The organism is Mycobacterium seoulense (assembly GCF_010731595.1).
Classification (GTDB): domain Bacteria; phylum Actinomycetota; class Actinomycetes; order Mycobacteriales; family Mycobacteriaceae; genus Mycobacterium; species Mycobacterium seoulense.
The window spans coordinates 1442333-1466038 of record NZ_AP022582.1 but is presented as its reverse complement, the minus strand read 5'-3'; the positions used below and the strand labels follow the sequence as shown (position 1 = coordinate 1466038).

Sequence of the window (23706 nt, the reverse complement as noted above, 5' to 3'; positions counted from 1 at the left end):
CCCGTGGCCGGGCTCGAAGGTGTCGGAAGCGCGGCGTTCGACGTCGCCGATCGGTTGGCGATCATCAACTTGTTCGGCGCCTACGCCTATACCTACGACCACAACCGGCTCGACGATTTCCGCACGCTGTTCACCGAGTCGCCGGAGCTGGTCCTGTTGCACGAGGGCCAGCCGCTCTCGGCCGACATCGAAACCGTCATGAGCCTGCTCGCGGCCAGGAAGGCGGCGTTCAAGGCCGAAAACAATCAACGCCGCCACGCGCTGAACTCGTTTTGGTTCGCCAGCCAGGGGCCCGCCGAGGCGACCGGGCACTGCTACGTTCAGGTCTTCGCCATCAAGGAGGGTGGCCCGCCCACACCCGACCTGACCGGGTGTTATGACTTCACCGCGGTCAAACAGGACGGCAGCTGGCGGTTCAGCCGGTGGGTGGTGGGCATCGATCAGACACCACCGGGCGCCGCCGGGTGAGCGTGCGGGGTCAGCGTGGCCCGGTCCCGGCATCGAGGACCTCGAGGGCCGCATCGATGTTCGGGACGATCGTCGGACCGTAGCTGCTCACCAGCCGCCCGAGCGCGCGGGCGATGTGCGGTCCGACGGCGCCGGCGGCGAGGACCTCCTCGGCCAGGACGATGCCGTTCACCACGTGGGCGGCGCTCAGGCGGCCGTCGACCGTGACCTCGTAGCGCCAGTCGCCGATCTGCACCCGCTCCGGCTGCGACCGGAAGAAGCCGCGCCGCGCGGGAACGACGATCACCCCCGGAACCCCGCCGAACACCTTGAGCACCAGCCCGACTCCGCCGGGACCGGACAACGCCGTTCCGACGGCCTGGGCAACCCGCTCGTGATCGAGGCCCGTCATCAATCGCTCATGGGCAGGACGAACGACGGTGTCAGCGTTTGCGCCTCACCGCCGCGGCGCACCGCGGTCCCGGCCACATAGAACTCGACGGTGTGATGCCCCCACGCATAGTTCGAGATCGCGAAATGCACTCCGACGACACCGGTTCCGCCGTCGCGCTCGGCTTCGCTCTGCATGCGTGACATCGCCAGCTCGCGGGCCTGATAGCTGCCCTGCGTCCATTGCGGCATCTCCGCGTTGCGGCCGACCTGGCCGAGCGTGCGCAGGAACCCCTGTACGGCGACGTGAAACACGCAGTTGCCCATGACGAACGCCACCGGGGCGAACCCCGATCGCAGGAGGATGGTCAGATCCTGCCCGGACAGGTGACTGGTGAACGCCTGACCGTTGGGGCGCCGATAGGCGCCGGGCTTCTGCGTGTAGCGCACCGCGGTGCCGACCGCGATGAACTCGAGATGCTCGCCCTCCCCCTGGTGACGCCATTCGAGGCGGACGCCGACCACGCCGTCGGCGCCCAGGGAATCGGCCTCGGCCTGCATCCTCGACATCGCATTCCAGCGCGCCCGGTAGGTCGCGTCGGTGAGCACGGGCAGTTCGGATTGTTGCCGGATCCCGGTGAACTGGTAACCGACGTGGTAGACCGAGACGCCCATCACGAGTTCGATCGGCTCGAACCCGGCCCCGTGCAGCAAGGCGAATTCGTTGATCGACAAATCGGAGGTGAACACTTTGCCTGCGTGCGACAGCCGTTCGCTGGCAACTGGGTCGAGCGGGTTCGGTTGCATTGTCAAAACATCCTCCTGCGGTTCGCAGGACAGCGTAGGACGCGGGGCCGCCACGCACACCCATAACGTGCGACTTTCGGGTGGACGGGCAGCTTCAGCGCGCGGCTTGCGCGGCGCCGATCATGTTGTGCAAATCGTCGACCGACCACGGCGCCGCGTCATGATGATCGCGATAGCCCAGCAGCCGCGGTGTCGGCCGGTCGAAGCAACCGACGAATCCGCCTGCGGCGACGAAGATCTGGCCCGTCACGGCCCGCGCCAGGTCGCTCGCGAGATAGGCGTACAGCGGGGCCACGAAGGCCGGTGGGGCGCTGTCCAACGAGGCTTGCATGGTCACTTCGTCCAGCAGCCCGCGGCGGTGCAGGTCCTCGATGTGCTCTTCGTACTCGGCGCCCGTCGACAGGCGCGTGCGGGCGCCGGGACACACGACGTTGGCTCGCACGCCGTGCGACTTTAATTCGGCGGCGACGGCCAAGGTCAGGGCGTTCACCCCGCCTTTGCCCGCCGGATAGCCGGTGCCGCCGTAGTCGCCCAGAAACGCCGCCGAGCTCGTGTTGACGATGGCACCGTGTCCCTGCGCCGCCATCACGCGCGCCGCGGCCCGCGACGTGTGGAACGCCGAGCCGAGGTGGGCGCTCACCAGGCGGTCGAAGTCTTCGGGCGAGATGTTCAGGATCGAGGAGCCGGGCGGCTCGCCGATCCCGGCGCAGTTGATCATGGCGTCCAGCCGCCCGTGGCTTTGCACGCAGTGGTCGACCAGCGTTTCGGCGACGCGCTCAAGGTCCGCGGGTCCGACCACCGCGCTGGCGTGCCCTCCCGCCGCCGTGATCGCGGCGACGGTCTCCTCGACGGCGTCCCCGTCGCGCCCGTTGACGACCACGCCGGCGCCCAGGTCGCAGAGCAGTTCGGCGACCGCGCGGCCGATCCCGCGGCTGCCGCCGGCCACCACCACGCCGCGTCCGTCTAACAGGCGCCCGCCCTCGTTCATCGCCGTCGGTGCCGTAATGCGTTGTGCGCGAATTGCGTTGGGCATCGATCGGGGCCGCGTCGCGGGAGATCGGTGGTGAACATCAGTCGAACAGTACCCAGCCGGCGCAGAACTGAGAACCGCGGTCGGCAGCTTCTGCCACGCCCCGTGTGTTTTGCGGTCGACGAGCGGCTGGCCCGGGGAACGCAGGCGGTCGGGGCGCCGCGCGGTGACCTGGACATACTCGCGGTAAATGGCCCGGCCGGCGGTCAGCGATCGCGGGCCGATGCGACGAGGCGTATAGTCGCCAGTGATGTCCGTTATGGACGTGTCGCCGTTTAGCTCAAAGCGGCCAGTCAGCCGCACGGCTACTGAGCTTGATATGGCTCCGGCGACGAACACCCCGAGTCATATCCCCCTCTGGTAGGCCGAGCGCGCTCGATAACCAGTTCCACGGATACAGGGTGCAGTGAGGCGACCGTACGCATAGCTGCCGTCTCTCGCTGCAAGCGACTCGAGGAGTGAGTCAGCAATGCAGAAATGTTCGTGCGCAAAACTTTCCAGGGTCAGCCGCGCCGGGACAGGGCGCGTGCGCCTATGACCGATGTAATAACTCCCACGCGTCCGGCTCCATGCCGAGAGACCAGGTCCGACGATTCCTACGACGACGTAGTCGAAATGTTCGTGCTGCTGCGCCAGATGCCCGCCGAGTCGCACGAGTACGGTCGCCAGCGCGAACGGATCGTCGCCCGCTGCCTGCCCCTGGCCGACCACGTGGCCAGCCACTTCGCGCGCCGCGGCGAGGGCCTTGACGACCTCGTCCAAGTGGCGCGCCTGGGGCTGATGAACGCCATCAACCGATTCGATCCCGCCAAGGGACCGAGCTTCATCGGCTTCGCGGTGCCGACCATGATGGGCGAGGTTCGGCGCTATTTCCGCGACTACAGCTGGGGCATGCGCGTACCGCGGCGGCTGCGGGAGTTGCATGTGCAGATCAGCAGGACCACCGGCGACCTGGCCCAGCAGCTGGGCCGCGCGCCCACCGCGGGCGAGCTCTCGCAAGCGCTGGACGTTCCCCGCGAGGAGATCGTCGAGTGCCTGGTGGCGGGCGATGCCTACCGGCTGGACTCCCTGGACGCGCCGGTGGGCACCGACAGCTCGGGCACGCCCCGACTGGTCGCTGATGCGGTCGGCGGCCTCGATCCGCAGATCGAGCACATCACCAACCGGGAAGCGCTACGCGTCCTGGTTGCCGCACTCCCCGAGCGTGAACGCGACGTCTTGCGCATGCGGTTCTTCGAATCGATGACGCAGAGCCAGATCGCCGAGCGCATCGGCGTGTCGCAGATGCAGGTTTCCCGCATCCTGGCGAGCACCCTGCGCTGCTTGCGCGACCAACTCGAGTAGCCCTTCACCGCCCCCAGGGCCTTCGGCGCCGCGCCGGCGCCCCGCCGCAATGTACTGTGCGATTCGGGAACGGACTCGACGGTGGCGCCGGAGGCGGCCTGGAAGGGAGCTCGAGCGATGAGGACTGCACGAACGCTGGTCGCGGGCGTCGCGGCGACGACGGCGCTGACGGTGGCGGTAGCGGGGTGCGGCGGCAAGAGTTCGACGCCGTCGACGTCCAAGCCCGCGTCGTCCAGCTCGGCTACCAGCGCCCAGAGCTCGGCACCGACGTCATCGGCGCCCGCCCAGCCGAGCGAGTACACCGGACTGTTGATCCAGGCGAGCGACATCAACGCGCCGATACCGTTCACGGCCACCCCACCGACCAGCAACCCGAACGGCCAACCGGGCGTCGCGACGACATTCAAAGACGAGGACGGCAGCCACGTCATCAAGGACACGATCCAGGTGTTGGCCGACCCCGGCGCCGCCACCAACGCGTTGGACGCGGCCAAGGGCGCCCAGGGTGACGTGGTCAAGAACCCGACGACGCAGGCCGCCACCGTCGGCACGGGCGGAACGACGCTGTTGGGCAACTCTCCGGACAAGAGCAAGGGCGTGACCATACTGCTGTTCACCGAGGGCAGGGCGTTCGTCACGCTGGAGTTTGACGGGCCGCCCGACACGCTGGCCCCTGCGGATTTCGTCAATGACGTGGGCCAGAAACAAGACGCGGCCATCAAGAAGGGCCTCGGCGGCTGACCGCGGACTGACGCTCACCAGCGAGGAATCACATGACCGTTGTCAACGGGATGCCCGCCCATGTCCTGCTGCTGCACTTCGTGTTGGTGCTGGTGCCGCTGATCGCCGTGCTGGAGATCGCGTGCGCGCTCTGGCCGGCGGCGCGGCGGGGCCAGCTGTTGTGGCTCACGCTGATATTGGCCGCCGGCAATATGGTGTTGACCCCGATCACCATCAACGCCGGGGAATGGCTCATCGACCTGAGGGCCAAACCGAGCCCCATCCTGCAGGAACACGCCGACCGGGGCAGCACGATGGTCTACTTCTCCGCCGCACTGCTGGCGGCCGCGCTCGTGCTCGTCGCGCTGCGGGTGGCCGAACGCCGCTCGGGAACCGGCCGCGGGGCCGTCCGGGCGATCGTCGCGGTAGTGGTGCTGGCTGTCGCCATCGCGTCGATGGTCCAGATCTACCGCGTGGGTGATGCTGGGGCCCAATCGGTTTGGGGCGACGAGATCGCGCACCTGAAGAAATCCCACCCGGGTTAGCCGTCGGGCGGGCGAGTCCCGGCCCGCGGCCTACGGGATCGGCGTGAGCAGGAACAGCCGGAACTGCCGGCGACCCGCCTGAGCCTGGGCGACCTGATAGTTCGGCCAGTGCGCCAGCACCGTAGACCACGCCTCGTCGCGCTCCTCGCCGGCGAGCAACCGCACCGTCGCCACGAAACGGTGGCCGCGTCTGCGGACGGTAACGCGTTGCGTGGCCTTCAGATTCGCCGACCAGGACGGGTGGCGATCCCGGCCCCAGTTGGAGCCGACCAGCAACAGCCCGTTCTCGACGGGTACGTACTGCACCGTCGCCGTGCGGGCGAGTCCCGTTTTGCGACCCGAGGTCGTGACCTGCACATTGGGCAGGCCGGCGAGGTCGAGGACGCCGAGCCGCCCAGCTGTCGCGAACCGCAGCAGCGCCTCGATACCTTCCGCGACCGGCCGGCCATTCAGGACGAGCCGGCGGTAGGCCGCCGGATTGCGCGCCACCCGCTGGAGCGGATTCATACGAAGACTGTATTCCCGGCGGGCCGGCCCCGGGCGTCGGAGCGATGAAATCACCTTGACGGGCCGGGGATTGACGAATCGGGGCGCTGGCCGCTTGCGCGCGGTCCCCCCACGCCCGCTAAATAAATTGCTTGATTTAATCACGGGGGCGGTGTTCACTGAGGCGATGACCGCCGAGCGGGCCGCCCGCTCCGACAGGTCGACAGGAACCCGGGAGGCCATCCTGTCGGCCGCCGAAGTGCTGTTCGCCGAACGCGGCATGTATGCCGTGTCCAACCGGCAGATCAGCGAGGCCGCCGGGCAGGGCAACAACGCCGCGGCCTGCTACCACTTCGGGACCAGGACCGACCTGCTCCGAGCGATCGAAAGCAAACACCGGGGGCCGATCGAGGAACTGCGGGCGCAGATGCTGAGCGCCATCGACGATTCGACCGATCTGCGCGACTGGGTGGGCGCATTGGTGCGGCCGCTCACCGATCACCTGCACGCGCTGGGCACGCCCAGCTGGTACGCCCGGTTCGCGGCCCAGGCGATGGCCGATCCCGCGTACCGTCACGTCGTCACCAAAGACGCACTCGCGTCGCCGCTTCTGGTGCGGACCATCGCCGGCATCAACCGCTGCCTTCCCGACCTGCCCAGGCGGGTGCGTTCCGAACGGATGGTCATGGTGCGCAATCTGCTCATGCACACCTGCGCCGAGCACGAAGGCGCGCTGGCCGAGCACGGCGCGCGTTCGCGTTCGGCGTGGCCGGTCGCCGGGGAAGGCCTGATCGACGCGATCGTCGGCCTGTGGCGCGCGCCCGTCCACGTGGGCGCGGCAGGCGGCTGGTCCACCGAAACCAGAACAGCCCCGACTTGAGGAGAACGATGACCGACGTCTCGACCGCCACCGATATCCCGGAGTTCCCGATGTCGCGTGCGCCCGGTTGCCCGTTCGCCCCGCCGCCAAAGGTGTTGGAGCTCAATGCCGACAAGCAGCTGAGCCGGGTCCGGATCTGGGACGACAGCACACCGTGGCTGATCCACGGCTATGAGGCGATCCGGTCGTTGTTCACCGACTCGCGCACCAGCGTCGACGACCGGCTGCCGGGCTATCCACATTGGAACGAGGGAATGCTCGCGACGGTGTACAAGCGCCCGCGTTCGGTGTTCACCTCCGACGCCGAGGAACACACCCGATTCCGCCGGATGTTGTCGAAGCCGTTCACCTTCAAACGGGTTGAGGCGCTGCGGCCGGCGGTGCAGCAGATCACCGACGACCACATCGACGCATTGCTGGCCGGTCCCAAGCCGGGCGACATCGTCAGCACATTGGCCCTTCCCGTCCCGTCGCTGGTCATCAGCCAACTGCTGGGCGTGCCCTACGAGGACGCGGATTTCTTCCAAAGCCAGGCCCAGCGGGGCATGGGCCGCTACGCCACCGAGGAGGACACGGCACAGGGCGCCGCGTCGTTGGCGAAGTACCTGGCGAACCTGGTGCGAGCCAAGATGCAGACCCCGTCGGAGGATTTGGTGTCCGACCTGGCCGAGCGGGTCAACGCCGAGGAGCTCAGCGTGCGCGAGGCCGCGCAGTTGGCCACCGGCGTGCTCATCGCCGGGCACGAAACCACCGCCAACATGATCAGCCTGAGCGTCGCGGCCCTGCTCGACCATCCCGACCAGCTCGCGCTGATCCGCGACACCGACGATCCGAAGGTCATCGCCGTCGCGGTCGAGGAATTGATGCGCTACCTCAGCATCATTCAGACCGGCCAGCGCCGCATCGCCGTCGAGGACATCGAGGTGGGCGGCGAGACGATCCGCGCGGGCGAAGGCATCATCCTCGACGTCGCGCCGGCGAACTGGGATGGCAGGCAATTCCCCGATCCGGACCGGCTCGACCTGCGCCGCGAGGACGGCCCGCACGTCGGGTTCGGCTACGGCCGGCACCAGTGCGTCGGGCAGCAGCTGGCCCGGATGGAGCTGCAGATCGTCCTGCCCACTTTGCTGCGCCGCGCCCCGACCCTGCGGTTCGCGGTGCCGGTGGAAGAGCTGCCGTTCAAACACGACGCGCTGGCCTACGGGCTCTACGAGCTTCCGGTGACATGGTGAACCCGGGGCGGCTTGAAACTCGCACCCCGTACCCCGAGGGTGTGATCGGCGCGCCCAAGCACCGCCGCGGTCACGCTTCGGAATTCAGCACCGGCCTGCCGTCCGGCACCGAGGTGTTCTCGGCCGACAACCACATCTCCGTGGCCGACGACATCTTCTACGAGCAGTTCCCCGACGACCTGAAGGACTACGCGCCCCGGATCTGGTACGAGGACGGCGCCTACCTGCTCGGCCGGCCGGGGCAGTCGATGGTGGTCGGCGATTTCAGCGCGGTGCTCATGCAATACGACGACCTGGCCGGCGCGGTCAGCAACAACATCGATGCCCGCGTGCGGGAGCTCGCCGAGGACGGCGTCGACAAGGAACTCGTGTTCCCCAACGCGGTCCTGGCGCTGTTCCACTACCCCGACAAGGACCTGCGGGAGCGCATCTTTCGCATCTACAACGAACACATCGCCGCCGTGCAGGAAGGCTCCGACGGCCACTGCTACGGCGTCGGGCTGATCAACTGGTGGGACCCGCGCGGCACCCGGCGCACACTGTCGGAACTGAAGTCGCTGGGGCTCAAGACGTTTCTGATGCCGATAAGCCCCGGCATCGATGACAACGGGCACGCCATCGACTTCTCGAGCAACGCCATGACCGCGGTGTGGGACGAAATCGAGGACGCGGGCCTGCCCGTCACCCACCACATCGGCGAGAGCCAGCCGAAGGTCCCGAGCGAGGTCAACAGCGTCGCGGTGGCCATGATGGTCAACATCGACTCGTTCCGGGAGATGTTCTCCAAGTACATCTTCGGCGGCATCCTGGACCGTCATCCCACACTGCGGGTCGGCTGGTTCGAGGGCGGTATCGCCTGGGTCCCACCGGCTTTGCAGGATGCCGAGCACGTGCTGGCGTCCTACCGGCACATGCTCGCACACCAGCCCGAACACGACGTCCGCTACTACTGGGACACCCACATGTGCGCATCGTTCATGGTGGACGGTCTCGGGCTCGCCCAAGTCGGCGAAATCGGAATCGACAAGGTGATGTGGTCCTCCGACTACCCACACAACGAAAGCACGTACGGCTACTCGGAGCGGTCGCTGGCCGCCGTGGTCGACGCCGTCGGCCCCGAGGACGCGGTCCGCGTCGTCAGCGGGAACATCAGAAACTTCCTGGGACTCTGAGATGACCGATTCACTCACCGCGCACGGCGAGCGGCTGGCCATACCGGACGAACCGGACCGGGCCCGCATGCGTGCCGAGATCGGGGCGCGGCTGCGGGCCGCGATGGCCGACCACGGCGTCGACGCGCTGATCCTGTTGATGAACGGTTATGTGGGGTACGCGACGGGTGCCAGCTGGCCGCTGCTGGACGCGGGCCTCTCACACGTGGAGCGCCCGGTCGCGGTGGTGCTCGCCGACGACGAGTATCCGCACCTGTTCATGCCGTTCCGCGGCGGGGCGTCCGCGGAGGCGCCGGTTCCCGATGCCCATCTGCACGGCCCCGTCTACCTCGAATTCGACCACGGCGTGGACCAATTCGCGCGTGAGCTGGCCGGGTTGATCCCCCCGGGTGCGAACATCGCCGTCGACGAGCTGACCGGGGCGATGCGCAGGGCCGGTCCCGAGTTGTTCCCGGCGGGCGTGCCGACGGACGCCGCGATCGTGCTCGCCGACGCGCAACTGGTGAAAACCCGAGACGAGTTGTCTTGCCTTCGCCGCGCGGCCCGCATCACCGAACAGGCCATGGTGGACGTGCAGCGGGCCCTGGCGCCCGGGGTGCGCCAGATCGACCTTTCGGCCATGCTGGTCCGCCGAGCATTCGAGTTGGGCGCCACCACGAACATGCTGGAGGCCATCTGGCAGGTGATGCCCAGTTCGCGGGAAGCCGGGGTGTGGACGACGCATGGCGACCTCGCGCTGCCGCTGCTCACGACCGATCGTGAGCTGGCCGCCGGTGACGTGCTCTGGACCGATATCAGCATCACCTACCTCGGGTACTGCTCCGACTTCGGCCGGACCTGGGTGGTCGGCGGGCGGCCCACCGCCAGGCAGCAGGATCAGTTCCGGCAGTGGCGGGCCATCCTGGACGCGGTGCTCGCGGTGACGAAAGCCGGCGTCACTTCCGGTGATCTGGCGCGTGCCGCGATCGCCGCCAACGGCGGCCGCAAACCATGGTTACCGCATTTCTATCTGGGCCACGGTATCGGCACCTATCCGGCCGAGGCGCCGATGATCGGAACGGATCTCGGTGAAGAGTTCGACGACAACTTCGTCTTCCCGCCCGGGATGGTTCTGGTCCTGGAACCCGTGGTGTGGGAGGACGGGACGGGTGGTTATCGCAGTGAGGAGATCGTGGTGATCACCGAAGACGGCTACCTGCCGATCACCGACTATCCCTATTCCCCCTATGGCGACTGAGGTTCAGCCCGACGCGTACGAGTTGCGGTCGGGCCGCCGGGAACGGGCGCTGGCCCAAATGGATGCGCACGGGCTCGACATCCTGGTGCTCGGGCGGCAGGCGAACATTCGTTACGTCACCGGCGCACCGCAGCTGTGGATCGCCGGGACGCGGCCGTTCGGCCCGATGTGCGTGCTGGTGCGCGCGACCGGGGACATCTACCTCAATAGCACCGACGACGAGGGCGTTCCGGAGGAGATCGGGCACGATCACCTCTATGGACTGGCGTGGAACCCGATGACCCTGATCGACGTGCTGAAGAAGATCGACGGCGCCGAGACGGCGCGGCGGGTCGGGACCGACGCGATCACACCCACTTTCGCCGCGTTGCTGCCCGAGGCGTTCCCCAATGCCGAACTCGTCGACGCCGAACCGGCGATCCGGGCGGCGCGGCGTGTCAAGACGCCTGACGAAATTGCGGCGATGGATCGGGCGTTGCGGGTCGCCGAACGCGGACTCGTGGCCGCGCTGGGCGAATTCGCGCCGGGAGTGTCGGAGCGGACGCTGGCGGGGGCCATGATGGAGGCCATGGCCGCGGGTGGGGTGAGCACACCGGCCACTCAGGACGCCGCGTGGGTGACGTCGAAGGAACACCCTTGGCGCCGCGCCGATTCGGGCGAGGTGCGGTCGGGCGACCTGGTGGCGTTCGCCGCCGGGGCACTGGCCGATGGCTACGTCGCGGAAGTGGGTCGGACGTGGCCGGCCGGCGACGTGGTCGACGACCGGACCCGCAAGCTGTTCGGGCGGTCGAACACGTTGTACGACACCATGCTTGCGGCCTGCCACCCCGGCGCGCCCACCGCCGACCTGCTCGACGCGTATCGGGCGGCCGGCGAGCCGATACCGCCGATGCCGATCGCGCACGGGTTGGGTTTGGGTTTCGATCCGCCGGTGGTGTCCGAAACATTGCTGTCCGCGGGTGAACTCGACGAGCTCGAGCCCGGCATGGTGCTGGCCATCACCGGTTACGTCTGGCAGGAGGGCACCGGCGCGGTGTTCCGGCGCGACACCGTGCGCATCACCGAGGACGGCGTAGAGGTCATGACGGCCAGCCCCTCATGGCCTGACAGAGACTGATGCGCAGAACATCGCTCGGTCCCTGTCGGACGGTGCACATCTATCCCGCGGCGGTTTGGCCGATTCGCCCCGGAGTTCATCGGGACAGCCCGTTAGCGATGAGGGCAGTGTTCTGTTCGACCCACGCGTCGTCGAGAACTCGTTCGTTGGCCAGCGCCATCACCACCGTGCCGCCGATCATGTCCACCAATACGCGGGCGTCGACGCCGCCGGCGGCGCGTCCCTCGGCTGCGGCCCCGTCGAGGTAGCGCTGCAGCAAGAGGTAGGTGCTGCCCTGAAGGCGGCTGAGCAATCGCGCCGACAGGCCTGGCTCCGAGGGCAATTCGGCCATGAGTCCTGACAGCGCGGTATGCACGGCTGGTCGGCTGAACAGATCGATCGTCGCTTCGATCAGGGTGCGGACAACGTCCGCCGGATCGCCGGTCAACGGGAGCTCAGCACTCGGCGGCGTCGGAAACACCGCCTCATAGACCAACTCGACTTTGGTCGGAAATCGTCGATAGACCGCCGGCGGGGTTGCGCCGGCGCGCGCTGCGACCAACGGGATGGTCAGTCGTGTGTAGCCGATTTCTTCCAGCAGTTCGACCGTCGCGGCAAGCACCGCCTCGTCGATGCGGGTGTCCCTCGGACGTCCTTGTGACCGCACGCCACGACGCCGGTCTTGCTCGTCAGCCTCGCTTATTGACTCCATTACGTTAAGATCGTAATGTTTTGCGCGCCGGTAGCCAATCGCGCGGTAGGCAAGCACGCGGTCCCAGGAGGCGCTTCCCCCACCCATGGCGATCGACTCACCACCCAGGCCGCTGCCTTTCCGGATCCTGAATGGCGGTTACCGGGCGGCGCGTCGGCTGGGTGCCCATCCGCTGCCCCTGCGCAAGGACGCATTGATGGATCGGGGCACACGCCGCGCGAGAGGCCTGACCGACTTCGGTGATCCACGCTTCGAACACGGCCTCGACCGCCTGATCGAATCGCTCGAAAGCGAGGATCGCCTCAACGGTTTCGGGCGGATACTCGCCACGTCGCACATCACCAATCTGTTGCGGCAGCGGCTGCTGTTCACCGAGCACCTGCGCCAGCACCCTGAGATTCGTGACGAGGTGATCGCGAAGCCGGTTTTCCTCGTCGGCGCACCGCGCACGGGCACCACCATCACCCACCATTTGCTGAGCCAGGACGACCGTTTCCGCTACCCGATCACCTGGGAATGCGATGAACTCCATCCGCCGCTAGATCCGGCCACCATGCGTACTGATCCGCGAATCAAGCGCAGCGACAAGCAGATCCGCCGCACCCTGTCGCTGGCCCCAGAACTCGACGCCGCGCATCCGATTGGCGCATGGGAGGCGCAGGAGTGCGCGCTGCTCCACGCCTACGCCTTCCACAGCGCGACTTTCCACGTCATGTTCAACTGTCAGGGCTATGACCGGTGGCTGACCGGGCAGGACCTCACGTGGGTCTACCAGGAGCAGAAGCTGCTGTTGCAGTACATGCAGAGCGGTGGATTACGCCCCACGGAGAGCTGGCTGCTGAAGACACCGCCGCACATGGAGAACATCGACAACATCTTGGCCGTATTTCCCGACGCGCGTTTCGTCACCACCTACCGCGAGCCGACCGAGATCGTCGCCTCCAGTTGCAAGCTGGCCGGGACCGTTTTCGGCATGGTCGAAGATGACGTCGATTGGCACGACCATGGCCGCTACATGCGTTGGCGCACCGGCAGGATGCTGACGCGCAACGTCGAGTTGCGTCGGCGGTACGCGCACGAGTCGAAGCGATTCATCGACTTTGCGATGGAACGGATGGTGCGCGACCCCATGTCGTGCGTGCAAGAGATCTACGACTTCTTCGGCATCGAACTCACCGATGAGGTGCATCGCAAGATGAGCTTGTTCATGGATCAGCGCGGCCTGGCGAAGCGCAAGCCCAACATCTACGACGCGGCCGATTACGGGCTCGACATCGACGAGTTGTGGCCGCAATTGCAGTTCTATCGCGACTTCTACGGAATCGAGGACCGCCGTGACCGGTGACTCACAGTACCTCCTGCGTGCGGCCTGGCGACGCTTTCGAGATCTTCACGATGAGCTTCTCGAGATCGCATTGGCCGAAGGCGATCTCGACGACGGTGCCGCGGCGGCCTTGCTCGGACGCCTCGTCGGCCACATCCAATACATGGGCCTGCAACTTCGGAGCGATCCCGCGCGGCCCAATCTCATCAACGGCCAATACGCATCGTGGAATTGGGGCCACTCCAACCCCGACACGCTGTATCTGACCGCGCGCATCGATGATGGCCACGACTACCGCGTTCACGGGAAACTGGGTTCCGTTGCGCAGACAACCTTCGGCGTCTATGCCGGTAAGGACGATCAAGCCCAAGCGGTGAAGGTACCGTCCGAAGAACTCGTTGTCGGTGCTGACGGTTCGTTTGAGATCTTCTTCAGTCGCCAGAAAATGGGCGACGCGAACTGGTACCCGCTCCCGGCGGGAGCCGACTCGTTCTGTTGTTACCAAACCTTCGGCGACTGGGATAACGAGGCCAAGGGCGCTATCCGTATCGAATGCCTGAACCCGGGCGATCCGCTCCAGCCAGATTCACTCAAGCAGGCCATCGCGGCCTTCGATGCGCACCTCCTGGCGTCCCGCGAGCTATTCACGATGTGGGTCAAGGACATTCCGGCACGGGTATTCGGTTCACTGCCAAAAAACTTCGCCATTCCCCCGCTCCAGCCGCCTTCAGCGATGGCTGGTGCATGGTTCGTCCCCATCTCGTGGGCACTGTCGGACGGCGAAGCGCTCGTCATCGACTACGAGGTCCCTCCCGGTTCGCCGTATGTCGGAATCTGCCTGACCAATCGGTGGAGTGAGATGATCGATTTCGAAACCCGCCAAACCAGTCTCAACCTCGCCCAGTCCCAAGTTGACGATGGACGGGTGCGGGTCTTGCTGTCGACAGAGGATTTCGGCGTACACAACTGGCTTGACGCCCGCGGGTATCGCCATGGCGTGGTGACGTGGCGGGCAAGCACACCGCACCAGCCGGCAACACCGACCCTGACCGTCATACGAGCGGATCAGCTCGACGAACACTTCGGACCGCGACAGCGGATCAGCGCGGAAGAACGACGTCGCGCCCTCGATGCGCGGACTCGTCATTTTGCGAAGCGGAACGCTCTTTAGGTCGCGAATGGCCGTACCTGGCGGCCCGCGTCATCCCGCTGAAATCACTTGCGTCACTTTGGCTTCAGCCGTCCCAGCGAGGCGCTTTTTGTCGGTGGCCGCCGATAGTTTCGGGGTGTGAGTGTTGATCCGGAGGCGTTGTCGGCGGCGTTTGACGTCATCGACGCTGCGGTCAAGGATTTGATCGGCTATGGCTGTGACACCTTGGCCACCCGCGAGCAGCTGGCCATGTTGGCGCGCTGCGAGAAGGTACGCCGGCAGCTGCCGGCCATCGAGCATCCGCTGATCAACAACCTCGCCCGCCAGGCCACACCAGAAGAGCTCGGCGGCAAGCTGTCCCATGCGATCGCCGAGGCCACGCTGATCAGCCGCGCTGAGGCCTCCCGCCGCGTCAAAGAGGCGACCGACCTAGGGCCGAGGCGTGGACTGACCGGAGAGCCGATGGAGCCGCTCCTGGCCGCCACCGCCGCCGCCCAGCGCGACGGCACACTCGGCACCGGACAGGTGGCGGTGATCCGCAGGTTTTTCCATCAGCTGCCCGGCTGGGTGGACTTCGCCACGCGCCAGGCCGTCGAAGCGGACCTCGCCACTCACGGAATGGACTACCGCCCCGAACAATTGGCCGAGCTCGCCCATCACGTCGCCGATTGCCTGAACCCCGATGGCACCTACACCGACGAGGACCGCGCGCGGCGCCGCGGCCTGACGCTGGGCAAGCAGGGCCCCGACGGCATGTCCGAGCTGCGCGCCACCATCACCCCCGAGCTGCGCGCCACCGTGGAGGCCGTGCTGGCCAAACTGGCCGCCCCCGGCATGTGCAACCCGCTCGACGACACCCCGTGCGTGGACGGCACGCCGAGCCAAGAGGCGATCGACCGCGACGCCCGCAGCGCGGCGCAGCGCAATCACGACGCACTACTGGCGGCGAATCGCGCTCTGCTGGCCTCGGGAGAACTGGGCCGGCACAACGGGCTCCCGGCCTCCATCGTCGTCACCACCACCCTGCAAGAGTTGGAAGCCGCCGCAGGGCGGGGCCTAACCGGCGGCGGCACCATCCTGCCGATGGGCGATGTGATCCGCCTGGCCCGCCATGCGCGCCACTATTTGGCGATCTTCGACAAAGGCAAGGCCCTGGCGCTCTATCACACCAAGCGGCTGGCCTCCCCGGGGCAGCGAATCGTGCTGTACGCGAAGGACCGTGGCTGCTCGGCACCCGGATGCGCGGTGCCCGGCTACTACTCGGAGGTTCACCACGTCACCGACTGGGTCGAGTGCCGGCGCACCGACATCGACGGCCTGACCTTCGCCTGCGGAACCCACCATCGCCTGCTCAAACCCGGCGGCTGGACCACCCGCAAGAATGCCAAGGGCGATACGGAATGGATACCGCCACCGCACTTGGATCGCGGCCAACCCCGCACCAACAACTTCCACCATCCCGAGAAATTGCTCCGAGACGGCGACGACGACGAGCCGTAGCTCAGATGGCCCCCTCTGCAAGCGCGGCGTCCAGCAACTCCCCCACCCGATGCCGCTCCCACAGGAACAGCAGGTTCGACAGCATCTGCAACGGCGCCCGCACGCTCTCGTCGTTCCTGATCAATGGATGCATTCGACTGTCCGGTATCGCCTCGAATCGGCTGCGGATCAACGCCGGAACACCCAGCAGCCACGCGACCCCCATCGCCGCCGCGTAGAGCAACGCGTGCCGGAGCAATCGCACCGGATCGAGTTCCGGCCCGCCGCACCGACGGAACTCGGTAACGAACAGCCGCAGCAGCTCGTCGAGATGGTGGTCCCACAGGTCGGTTTCGGCGCCGGACATGGCTCCCCAGAGCGCCATGCCCAGGTTCATCTGGCCGACGCATCCCCAGTCCATCAGGCCGCAGCGCAGCAGGCCGCCGGTGTCGCGCCAAAACCACGCGTTGTCGATGTTGGCGTTCCAATGGCACAGCGCGACATAATCCGAGTCCCCGGCCAGCAGGTGGGCGATCGTCTGCTCGTGCTGCGCGAACCGCGGCACGCCTTGTCGCAGGCGTGCGATGAACTCCGGTGAGCAGGCCGGAAGCAGCCCGGGATTTCGTTCGGCGAATTCGGCCAGTTGGTCCACCCGGCGTTCCAGCTTGACCGGCGAAAGCGGCGCCCGCTCCCCGACCGTCGCGGCCCCCACGTCCGGCGGGAAGGCCGCGGTGAGCTCCGGCAGCCGCCCGGATCGCTGAGTGCCGGCAAGCCGGGCCAGCGCGGTGAGCAGCGCGGCATAGTGCTCGACGGATTCGGGCATCTCGTAGTCGAGGCATTTGTGATATTGCCGTTCGATTCCGTTGCTGCCGAACGCGATTCGTTCGGTGATCAGGATTCCGGTGCCGGTGCGGCGGTGATAGTCGGCGAAAAGCGCCTTGGGCACGGCGATGGGAAATTCGGGCAGGCGCGAGAGGGCGGCGAACCGCACTTCCGGCTCCATCTGCGTCTTCCCCCGATCACGCGCCGGGTCGTCGAAGTCGCGCGAGAACTTGACGAACAATTCGGTGGGCAGATCCGGTGCGGGCCGGGCGTATTCGACCGAGATCACGGCCTTGCGCCCCGTGCTGCCGCCCGCGACCTCTCGATATCCGGTGATCCTCGTGATGCTGTTGTCCCGCAACACCCCCGAGGATTGAAACGCCTCGGTGAGGACGCCCACCCCGCCGCTCCGCAGTGTCGCGGGGTCGGCCGGAAACGGCGATCCATACCGGTCGCCGACGACCCACCTCGCGGCCAATCCCTCACCAGGTCTGTTCGGCCGCACGAACCAGCATGTGATTGACGGCCACCCGGCGGTCACGCGTCACCATGAACAGCACCGCGTCGGCGATGTCTTCCGGCCGCAACTTGACCATGCCCGCGGTCTGGCGCTCGAACGCCTCGCGCGACGACTCCGCAAGGTGGCTGAAGATCTCGGTGTCGACCGTTCCCGGGCCGACCACGCCGACCCGCACTCGCTTGCCGAGGACCTCCTGGCGAATGCCCTCGCTGAACGCGTTCACCCCGAACTTGGTCAGCGAGTACACCGCGGTGTTGGGGCGGGCCACCCACCCGGCGGTCGAACTGATGGTGACCAGATCGGCGACGCCCCGTGGCGAGTCCGCGGCGGCGTCGATCAGGTGCGGGAGCGCCGCGCGGGTGACATACAGGACCCCCTGGATGTTGACCGCCACCATGGCGTCCCAATCCCGTAGCGGCGCCTCGGCAGCGGGCCCGGATTGCATGAGCCCGGCGTTGTTCACCACGGTGTCGAGGCGGCCGAACTCCGCGACGGCGCGCCCCACTGCCGTCGACACCTGCTCGGCGTCGGTGACGTCGGCCGCGACGGCCAGCGCTGTGCCGCCGACGGATTCGATGTCGGCCTGCAGTTCGGCGAGCCGGTCCGCGCGGCGCGCGAGCAGGGCCACCGCCGCGCCTTCGGCCGCCAGCGCTTTGGCCGTCGCGGCTCCGATACCGCTGCTGGCCCCGGTCACCAGGGCCGCGGTGTGGGCAAGTGTCCCCGTCATGCGCCAAGTATTTCGTGTAGCACGTAATCGGTGTGCTCGCCCAGGTCTGGGGCGCCGCGGGCGATGCACGCCGGATTGCGCGCCATCCGCCAGGACGGCCCGACGATCGGCCGCTGGCCCTCACGGTGATCGCCGACGAATCGATACAGCCCGCGGTCCCACAGTCGTTGATCGCCGATCACGTCGAGGGCGGTGGCGCTCTTGACGGCCGGGACACCCGCCGCGCGCAGGCGGTGCGCGAGGTGCTCGGCGTCCTGGCTTCGGGTGAGCTGCGCGAGGTCGGCATCCAGCGTTTCGGCGTGGCGCCGCCGCTCGCCCATGGTGACGTAGCGGCGTTCTCGCGCCAGCGCTCCCGCGCCCAGCACGTCACACATCCCGTGCCACTGTGCGTCGCCGGCGACGGCGATCGCGATCCAGGCGCCGTCCGCGCAGGGGTAGCAGCCGTGCGGGCACAGGTCCGGGTGATCGTTGCCGTTGGGCGCGAGGTGTCGTCCGGTCAGGGATTCCTCGAGCAGGCAGTCCCCGATCATCGACGAGAGGGTTTCCACCGCCGACAGGTCGACGAACTGCCCGGCTCCCGTGAGTTCGCGGTGCAGCAGCGCCACCACGGCCGCGTACGCGGCCGCCGCGCCGACGGTCGAATCGCCGTAGCGCATGCTCGTCCCCAGCGGCGGCCCACCGCGATAGCCCACCAGCGGGGCGAGCCCGGCCAGGGCGGCGAAGCACGGCGCATAACCGGTCTGGTGGCCCAGCGGTCCGTCGTTGCCCCACATCTTGATCGACACCGAGATGATGTCCGGCTTGATCTCCTTGAGCCGCGCGTAGTCCAGGCCCTGGCGCTCCATCGCGCCCGGGCGCAGGTTGTTGATCACGATGTCGCTGCGGGCGATCAGCTCGCGCAACCGCGCCATGCCCTCGGCGGACTTGATGTCGAGGTCCACACTGAGGATTTCCGGGTTGATGCTCAGGAAGTACGGCGCGTGGTTGACATCGGTGCCGCCGTAGGCGCGCATCTCCTCGGGGCTGCCCGCGGTTTCGACCTTGACGACCTCGGCGCCCAGCATCGCCAGCAGCTTGCCCGCGTAGGGGCCGGCCCACACCTTGGTGAGCTCGACGACCCGCACGCCCTCCAACGGCCCACCGCGCGGATCCTTGGGCGGCCTGAGTTGCGCGGACCGGGCCCGCGGCCGCCGGCGCGGGCAGCCGATGCTTTCCAGCACCCGTCCGGTGTGCTCGCCGAGAGTGGGTGCCGCGGCGGTGATTTGGGCCGGTGACGCGCTGAACGCGTACGGCACGGTCGGATATGCGGCGTCGCCCAGCACCGGGTGCGTCACCCGCTGGAAGAAGCCCCGATGGCGGTACTGCGGCGAATCGTGCAGGTCCGCGGCGCCGTTCACCGGCACCAGGGGCACACCCAGGCGCTGGGCCCGCTCGGATGTTTCGTTCTTGGCGAGGTCGCGGATCCAGGCCGCGAAGCCCCGCCGGAATGCGGTGACCTTTTCCGCGGTGACGGAGAACTCCAGCCAGTCGTCCTCGAACGCGTCCAGCCAGTCCGCCTGACCCAGCAGTTCTCTGAGGCCGAACCAGTGGGCGCGACTGGTCATGTAGAGGTAGACGAAACCGTCGGCGCAGGCGAAAAACGCCGCGGGGCCGGCCTGGTCGTAGTCGCCGCGATGGCCGTCGGGCGTCACCTCGCCGGTGATGAATCTCCCGATGATGCAGTCGGCGCGGGAGGCCAGCACCGCGTGTGCGGAAATGTCGATGGCCTCGCCGTGGCCGTTGTGCAGGCGCCCGAAGAGCGAGGCCGTGACGCAGAGCGCGGCCTCCAGCCCGGCTTCGTAATCGGCCAGGAACCGGCCGGGCCCCTGCAGCGGCGGCTTGGCGGGATCAGCGTGGCTGGGCGTGTGGTATCCCCAGCCGCTGGCATGAAAGACGTTGATGCTCTTGGCATTGCCGTACTCGGCGGGCGCGTCCTGGCCAAACGGCGTGATCGAACACCACACCACATCCGGGTGCCGCGACGACCAGTCGGTGGCGCGGGCGTCGATGACCGCGTCCGCGGTGCCGATGAGCCGGTGGGCGGTCTCGAGGCCGTCATCCGAGCCGAGGTCCAGCACGACGGACCGCTTGTTGGTGTTGAGGTACGCGAAAAGCCCGCTGCCGTCGCACCCGTCGGCCACGATGGGCGCCATCGCCCGCGTCGGGCTGCCGCACTCCGGCGCTTCGACCTTGATGATCTCGGCGCCGAAGTCGGCCAACAGTTTTCCGCAATACTCCCCCGCGACCGACCCGGCCAGCTCGATGACCCTGAAGCCCGTCAGCGCGGACATGCGAGGTCGACGGTCAGGGCTTCGCGCGTCCCGAGCGGCTCAGGCGCCACTCCGGCGGGAAATTCAGGTCGTTGTCCTTGACCACGTTGTTGAGCCCCTTCTCGAACGTGCCCGCGGTCAGGTCGACCTCCTCGGCGTCGTTGGCGATCATCGGCAACATGCCCTCGACCATGCCGGTGAGCAGGCTGCCGAAGTATTCACCCTTGTGCTGCTTGTAGAGCTCGAGGAAGGTCTTCTGCACCGCGACGGTGTCGGTCGGGCGGGAGCGGGAGCAGGCCATCGCGTATTTCAGCGTCTCCTCCTCCAGCTTCTCCCGGGGCACCACGCTGTTGACGAAGCCGCACTCGTACATCTCTTTGGCGGTGAAGGGTCGCCCGGTGAACAGCATTTCGGAGAACTTACGCAGCCCCATCGTCTCGGCCCACCACCACAGTCGCGGTCCCCATCCCACGTAGCGGAAGGCCGGGTGCCCGAACAGGGCATCGTCCGAGGACACCACCAGGTCGGCGTCGCCGGCCTGGTAGAAGTGCCAGCCGTAGCAGTAGCCCTTGGCCTCGATGATGCTGATCTTGCGCAGCTCCTGAAGCGGGCGGTTCCCCGCGCGCGCCTTGGCGTAGAAGTCGGTCACGGTCGACAGGTAGCGGTACGACCCGCCCGGCGGGTATTTGACGTCGTCGTCGTTGATCGCCAGCTCGTGCAGCAGGGGCATGCCGGGGTTTTCCAGCATTCCACGCTGTTCGGGCAGGTCGCCGCCGCTCCCGAAATCCTCGCCCTCGCCGCGGATCACGACGACCTTGACGTCGTCGTCGACGTTGCACTTGTGGATCAAGTCGGCGTAGTTCTGCCGCATGCCCAAGGTGGTGGAGTTGAGCTCTTCGGGACGGTTGAAGGTGATGTAGGCGATCCGGTTCTTCTTGTCCTTCTCGAACTTGATGTACTGCTCGGCTTCCTTCTTCATTTCCTCGTAGTCGTATTCGGGCATGGCCTTCTCCAACTTCTCTTGAATTAGCGCTATTTGAGCAAGCTGCCCGCGTCGACGGGAAGCGAAACGCCGGTGACATAACGGGATTCGTCAGAGGCGAGGAACAGGACCGCGTTGCTGATGTCCGCGGCTTCCACCCATGGCACGGGCAGGGTGTGCATGAGCTGCGAGATGGGGGCGAAGTCGTCCGGCCCCGGATTCTCCAAGTCCGGGCGAAAGAGCCGGTAGGTGTTGTCGTTCATCACCATCGTGGTGCTGACCTGGGTGGGGAGCACCGCATTGACGCGGATCATGTGCTGGCCGAGCTCGACGGCGAACGCACGCATCAAGCCGATGACGCCGTGCTTGGCCGCGATGTAGTGGCCGGTGTTCGGGTATGCCTTGCGTCCGCCGACCGAGCTGGTGAGCACGATCGATCCGCCGCGCCCGCCCGAGAGGAGGTGCGGCACACCGGCCTTGACCGTGTGCCAGACGCCGGTCAGGTTGATGTCGATCATGTCCTGCCAGACGTCTTCGCGGATCTTGTGCAGCTTCCTGCCGTCGGTGCCCACGCCGGCGTTCGCGACGATGACGTCGAGCCGCCCGAGTTGTTCGACACCGTTGTCCACCGCGGATTTCAGCGCCTCGTAGTCGCGAACGTCCACCTGCGCGGTCACGATTCGCCGATCCTGGGCCTTCACCAAGTCGGCCGTCTCGGCCAGGTCTTCCGGCGTCGAGTGGGGATAGGCCAGGTTCTCGACCGGCCCGCAGATGTCGACCGCGATGATGTCGGCTCCCTCCTGCGCCAAGCGGACCGCGTGGCTGCGCCCCTGACCGCGGGCGGCGCCGCTGATGAACGCGACCTTCCCCTCGACGCGGCCCGTCATCAGGGCACCACGGTGGGCAGGGTTTCCCAGCCCCGCACCGACGACGTCGGGCTGAGCGTGGCGTTGGCCATGTCGGGCTCCCACTCCGGGAAGCGCTTGAGGATCTCTTCCAGGGCGACACGGCCTTCCAGCCGGGCCAGCGCCGAGCCCAGGCAGAAGTGGGCGCCGACGCTGAACGTGAGGTGCGGGCGGGCCGCGCGGTGAATGTTGAATTCGCCCGCGTCGGGACCGAACTGCCGCTCGTCTCGGCACGCCGACCCGAGCAGCATCAGCATCACGCTGCCCTCGGGCACCGTCCGGTCATAGAGGCTGACGTCGCGGGTCACATAGCGCGCCATGTGCGGCGCGGGCGGCTCGAAGCGCAGCAACTCCTCGATAGCCTGCGGGATGAGTCCGGGGTTCTCGACGAGCTCGCGACGCTGATCGGGGTGCTCCGCAAGAACCTTTCCCGCCCAACCGATCAGCCGCGTGGTCGTTTCGTTGCCCGCTCCGGCCACCACGTTGAGGTACACCAGGATCTCCTCGCGCCTCAGCCGCCGCGTGGTGCCGGTCTCGTCGACGAACTCGACGTTGAGCAGTTCGGTCATGATGTCATCGGACGGATTGTCGGCGCGCCAGTCGATGTAGGCCTCGAACTGCTCCCCCACCGACAACCCATGTTCGGCGGCGCTCATCGGCTTGCCGGGCTCGGTGCGCAACTGAGCGTTGCCGCGGTCGCGGATGTATTCCTGATCTTCTTCGGGGATGCCGAGTAGCGCGCTGATGACCTTCATCGGCATGATCGCCCCCAGGTCGGTGACGAAGTCGAACCGGCCCGAGCCCACCAGTGGATCGAGCGATTGTGCGCAGAACTCGCGGATCATCGGCTCCAGCGCGGCGATCTTGCGGGGGGTGAACATGCGCGACAGCAGCTTGCGGTGCACGTCGTGGATCGGCGGGTCTTCGAAGATCAGCATGCCCGAAGGGATTTCGAGGTTGGCCTTGATCAGTTCCATGATCACGCCCCGCGCGGAGCTGTAAGTGCCGTAGTCGAGGATGCCCTTGTTTACATCGGCGAATCTGCTCAGCGCGTAAAAGTCGTATTCGGAGTTGTAGTACAGCGGCGCCTCGTCACGCAGGCGCTTGAACATCGGATATGGGTCGGCAATCAGCTCGACATCGTACGGATCGAATCGAACATGGCTATCGGTGCTCGCCGTCACGAAATCCCTCCTACCGCAGGCATTTCCGGGTTCCCGCATCGCGTGCGACAGAGCCGGTGCCGCCGGTCTGTCAGCGCCGGATCGGGCTCGGACAATTTATACACTCCGCTTAATCACAATGCTCGTACCCGCACGCGGGTTTTGGCTGAAACGGTCCGCGAACGTGGATTTACTCTATTCTCGTAGAGAACCATACAGCGGGTGCC

At 67.1% G+C, this 23706-nt stretch carries 22 protein-coding genes and 1 pseudogene; 12 read left to right on the top strand and 11 right to left on the bottom strand.

The features are described 5' to 3' along the window. The first annotated feature begins 3 nt into the window (after positions 1-3). Complete coding sequence (locus tag G6N37_RS06620) at positions 4-468, top strand: nuclear transport factor 2 family protein (RefSeq protein ID WP_083171442.1); 465 nt, start codon at positions 4-6, stop codon at positions 466-468. A gap of 10 nt (positions 469-478) precedes the next feature. On the opposite strand, the gene G6N37_RS06615 is transcribed toward G6N37_RS06620, so the two are convergent. The 3 genes from G6N37_RS06615 to G6N37_RS06605 form a co-directional block, all read right to left on the bottom strand. Continuing rightward, on the bottom strand, positions 479-859 hold the full coding sequence (locus G6N37_RS06615) for a DUF5073 family protein (RefSeq protein ID WP_083171443.1): 381 nt from the start codon (positions 857-859) through the stop codon (positions 479-481). Then, positions 859-1644 carry a heavy metal-binding domain-containing protein gene (locus tag G6N37_RS06610; RefSeq protein ID WP_083171444.1) on the bottom strand — a complete coding sequence of 262 codons (786 nt, stop codon included), beginning with the start codon at positions 1642-1644 and terminating at the stop codon, positions 859-861. Before G6N37_RS06610 ends, G6N37_RS06615 begins: the two co-directional genes overlap by 1 nt. 94 nt (positions 1645-1738) lie before the next feature. Continuing rightward, complete coding sequence (locus G6N37_RS06605; protein ID WP_163684709.1) at positions 1739-2632, bottom strand: SDR family NAD(P)-dependent oxidoreductase; 894 nt, start codon at positions 2630-2632, stop codon at positions 1739-1741. Between the two features lie 576 nt (positions 2633-3208). On the opposite strand from G6N37_RS06605, the gene G6N37_RS06600 reads away from it, so the two are divergent. From G6N37_RS06600 to G6N37_RS06590, 3 genes are all read left to right on the top strand, one after another. After that, positions 3209-4018 carry a SigB/SigF/SigG family RNA polymerase sigma factor gene (locus G6N37_RS06600; RefSeq protein WP_163677653.1) on the top strand — a complete coding sequence of 270 codons (810 nt, stop codon included), beginning with the start codon at positions 3209-3211 and terminating at the stop codon, positions 4016-4018. A gap of 117 nt (positions 4019-4135) precedes the next feature. Further along, positions 4136-4759 carry a hypothetical protein gene (locus G6N37_RS06595; RefSeq protein WP_163677650.1) on the top strand — a complete coding sequence of 208 codons (624 nt, stop codon included), beginning with the start codon at positions 4136-4138 and terminating at the stop codon, positions 4757-4759. Positions 4760-4791: 32 nt separating this feature from the next. Next, complete coding sequence (locus tag G6N37_RS06590; protein WP_163677646.1) at positions 4792-5283, top strand: DUF2231 domain-containing protein; 492 nt, start codon at positions 4792-4794, stop codon at positions 5281-5283. Positions 5284-5313: 30 nt separating this feature from the next. Here the strand turns inward: G6N37_RS06590 and G6N37_RS06585 are convergent, their stop codons facing one another. Then, positions 5314-5790 (bottom strand): nitroreductase family deazaflavin-dependent oxidoreductase, encoded by a 477-nt coding sequence (locus tag G6N37_RS06585; RefSeq protein WP_163677641.1) that lies wholly within the window; start codon positions 5788-5790, stop codon positions 5314-5316. A 151-nt stretch (positions 5791-5941) separates the two neighbouring features. On the opposite strand from G6N37_RS06585, the gene G6N37_RS06580 reads away from it, so the two are divergent. The 5 genes from G6N37_RS06580 to G6N37_RS06560 are packed head-to-tail and all read left to right on the top strand — an operon-like array spanning position 5942 to position 11407. Further along, on the top strand, positions 5942-6649 hold the full coding sequence (locus G6N37_RS06580) for a TetR/AcrR family transcriptional regulator (protein WP_163677638.1): 708 nt from the start codon (positions 5942-5944) through the stop codon (positions 6647-6649). Between the two features lie 8 nt (positions 6650-6657). Continuing rightward, on the top strand, positions 6658-7881 hold the full coding sequence (locus G6N37_RS06575) for a cytochrome P450 (RefSeq protein ID WP_163677635.1): 1224 nt from the start codon (positions 6658-6660) through the stop codon (positions 7879-7881). Further along, on the top strand, positions 7875-9053 hold the full coding sequence (locus G6N37_RS06570; protein WP_163677632.1) for an amidohydrolase family protein: 1179 nt from the start codon (positions 7875-7877) through the stop codon (positions 9051-9053). Before G6N37_RS06575 ends, G6N37_RS06570 begins: the two co-directional genes overlap by 7 nt. Before the next feature lies 1 nt (position 9054). After that, positions 9055-10290, top strand: coding sequence for a M24 family metallopeptidase (locus G6N37_RS06565; protein WP_163677629.1), 1236 nt, complete (start codon positions 9055-9057; stop codon positions 10288-10290). Continuing rightward, on the top strand, positions 10280-11407 hold the full coding sequence (locus G6N37_RS06560) for a M24 family metallopeptidase (protein ID WP_163677626.1): 1128 nt from the start codon (positions 10280-10282) through the stop codon (positions 11405-11407). The genes G6N37_RS06565 and G6N37_RS06560 overlap by 11 nt, the downstream gene beginning before the upstream one ends. Before the next feature lie 76 nt (positions 11408-11483). Here G6N37_RS06560 and G6N37_RS06555 read toward each other — a convergent pair whose 3' ends face one another. Further along, on the bottom strand, positions 11484-12185 hold the full coding sequence (locus tag G6N37_RS06555) for a TetR/AcrR family transcriptional regulator (RefSeq protein ID WP_232075331.1): 702 nt from the start codon (positions 12183-12185) through the stop codon (positions 11484-11486). Between the two features lie 109 nt (positions 12186-12294). On the opposite strand from G6N37_RS06555, the gene G6N37_RS06550 reads away from it, so the two are divergent. The 3 genes from G6N37_RS06550 to G6N37_RS06540 all read left to right on the top strand — a co-directional run bounded on the left by G6N37_RS06550 (position 12295) and on the right by G6N37_RS06540 (position 16072). Further along, positions 12295-13443 (top strand): sulfotransferase family protein, encoded by a 1149-nt coding sequence (locus tag G6N37_RS06550; protein WP_232075329.1) that lies wholly within the window; start codon positions 12295-12297, stop codon positions 13441-13443. Beyond that, the gene (locus G6N37_RS06545) at positions 13433-14593 is read left to right on the top strand and encodes a DUF1214 domain-containing protein (protein WP_163677620.1); all 1161 of its coding nucleotides are present in this window, start codon (positions 13433-13435) and stop codon (positions 14591-14593) included. Before G6N37_RS06550 ends, G6N37_RS06545 begins: the two co-directional genes overlap by 11 nt. Before the next feature lie 117 nt (positions 14594-14710). After that, positions 14711-16072, top strand: a complete 1362-nt coding sequence (locus G6N37_RS06540) for an HNH endonuclease signature motif containing protein (protein ID WP_163677617.1) — start codon at positions 14711-14713, stop codon at positions 16070-16072. Position 16073: 1 nt separating this feature from the next. Here the strand turns inward: G6N37_RS06540 and G6N37_RS06535 are convergent, their stop codons facing one another. The 6 genes and pseudogenes from G6N37_RS06535 to G6N37_RS06510 form a co-directional block, all read right to left on the bottom strand. Continuing rightward, positions 16074-17351, bottom strand: coding sequence for a hypothetical protein (locus G6N37_RS06535; protein ID WP_163677614.1), 1278 nt, complete (start codon positions 17349-17351; stop codon positions 16074-16076). A gap of 4 nt (positions 17352-17355) precedes the next feature. Next, positions 17356-18120: an SDR family NAD(P)-dependent oxidoreductase gene (locus G6N37_RS06530; protein WP_163677611.1), complete on the bottom strand. Its 765-nt coding sequence runs from the start codon at positions 18118-18120 to the stop codon at positions 17356-17358. After that, positions 18117-20467 (bottom strand): annotated as a pseudogene (locus G6N37_RS06525) (CaiB/BaiF CoA transferase family protein). The gene G6N37_RS06530 and the pseudogene G6N37_RS06525 overlap by 4 nt, the downstream one beginning before the upstream one ends. Then, on the bottom strand, positions 20464-21432 hold the full coding sequence (locus G6N37_RS06520) for an enoyl-CoA hydratase/isomerase family protein (protein ID WP_163677602.1): 969 nt from the start codon (positions 21430-21432) through the stop codon (positions 20464-20466). Before G6N37_RS06520 ends, G6N37_RS06525 begins: the two are co-directional and overlap by 4 nt. Before the next feature lie 29 nt (positions 21433-21461). Then, positions 21462-22298, bottom strand: coding sequence for a mycofactocin-coupled SDR family oxidoreductase (locus G6N37_RS06515; RefSeq protein WP_163677599.1), 837 nt, complete (start codon positions 22296-22298; stop codon positions 21462-21464). Then, a complete protein-coding gene (locus G6N37_RS06510) occupies positions 22298-23500 on the bottom strand; it encodes a cytochrome P450 (protein WP_163677595.1) in 1203 nt (400 codons plus the stop codon). The genes G6N37_RS06515 and G6N37_RS06510 overlap by 1 nt, the downstream gene beginning before the upstream one ends. Between the last annotated feature and the right edge of the window lie 206 nt (positions 23501-23706).

Coding starts and splice junctions, on each gene's coding strand:
- G6N37_RS06565 (WP_163677629.1), top strand. CDS start 9,055: ATGACCGATTCACTCACCGCGCACGGCGAGCGGCTGGCCATACCGGAC.
- G6N37_RS06570 (WP_163677632.1), top strand. CDS start 7,875: ATGGTGAACCCGGGGCGGCTTGAAACTCGCACCCCGTACCCCGAGGGT.
- G6N37_RS06555 (WP_232075331.1), bottom strand. CDS start 12,185: ATGGGTGGGGGAAGCGCCTCCTGGGACCGCGTGCTTGCCTACCGCGCG.
- G6N37_RS06575 (WP_163677635.1), top strand. CDS start 6,658: ATGACCGACGTCTCGACCGCCACCGATATCCCGGAGTTCCCGATGTCG.
- G6N37_RS06610 (WP_083171444.1), bottom strand. CDS start 1,644: ATGCAACCGAACCCGCTCGACCCAGTTGCCAGCGAACGGCTGTCGCAC.
- G6N37_RS06595 (WP_163677650.1), top strand. CDS start 4,136: ATGAGGACTGCACGAACGCTGGTCGCGGGCGTCGCGGCGACGACGGCG.
- G6N37_RS06605 (WP_163684709.1), bottom strand. CDS start 2,632: ATGAACGAGGGCGGGCGCCTGTTAGACGGACGCGGCGTGGTGGTGGCC.
- G6N37_RS06600 (WP_163677653.1), top strand. CDS start 3,209: ATGACCGATGTAATAACTCCCACGCGTCCGGCTCCATGCCGAGAGACC.
- G6N37_RS06530 (WP_163677611.1), bottom strand. CDS start 18,120: ATGACGGGGACACTTGCCCACACCGCGGCCCTGGTGACCGGGGCCAGC.
- G6N37_RS06550 (WP_232075329.1), top strand. CDS start 12,295: ATGGATCGGGGCACACGCCGCGCGAGAGGCCTGACCGACTTCGGTGAT.
- G6N37_RS06585 (WP_163677641.1), bottom strand. CDS start 5,790: ATGAATCCGCTCCAGCGGGTGGCGCGCAATCCGGCGGCCTACCGCCGG.
- G6N37_RS06520 (WP_163677602.1), bottom strand. CDS start 21,432: ATGCCCGAATACGACTACGAGGAAATGAAGAAGGAAGCCGAGCAGTAC.
- G6N37_RS06615 (WP_083171443.1), bottom strand. CDS start 859: ATGACGGGCCTCGATCACGAGCGGGTTGCCCAGGCCGTCGGAACGGCG.
- G6N37_RS06515 (WP_163677599.1), bottom strand. CDS start 22,298: ATGACGGGCCGCGTCGAGGGGAAGGTCGCGTTCATCAGCGGCGCCGCC.
- G6N37_RS06590 (WP_163677646.1), top strand. CDS start 4,792: ATGACCGTTGTCAACGGGATGCCCGCCCATGTCCTGCTGCTGCACTTC.
- G6N37_RS06560 (WP_163677626.1), top strand. CDS start 10,280: ATGGCGACTGAGGTTCAGCCCGACGCGTACGAGTTGCGGTCGGGCCGC.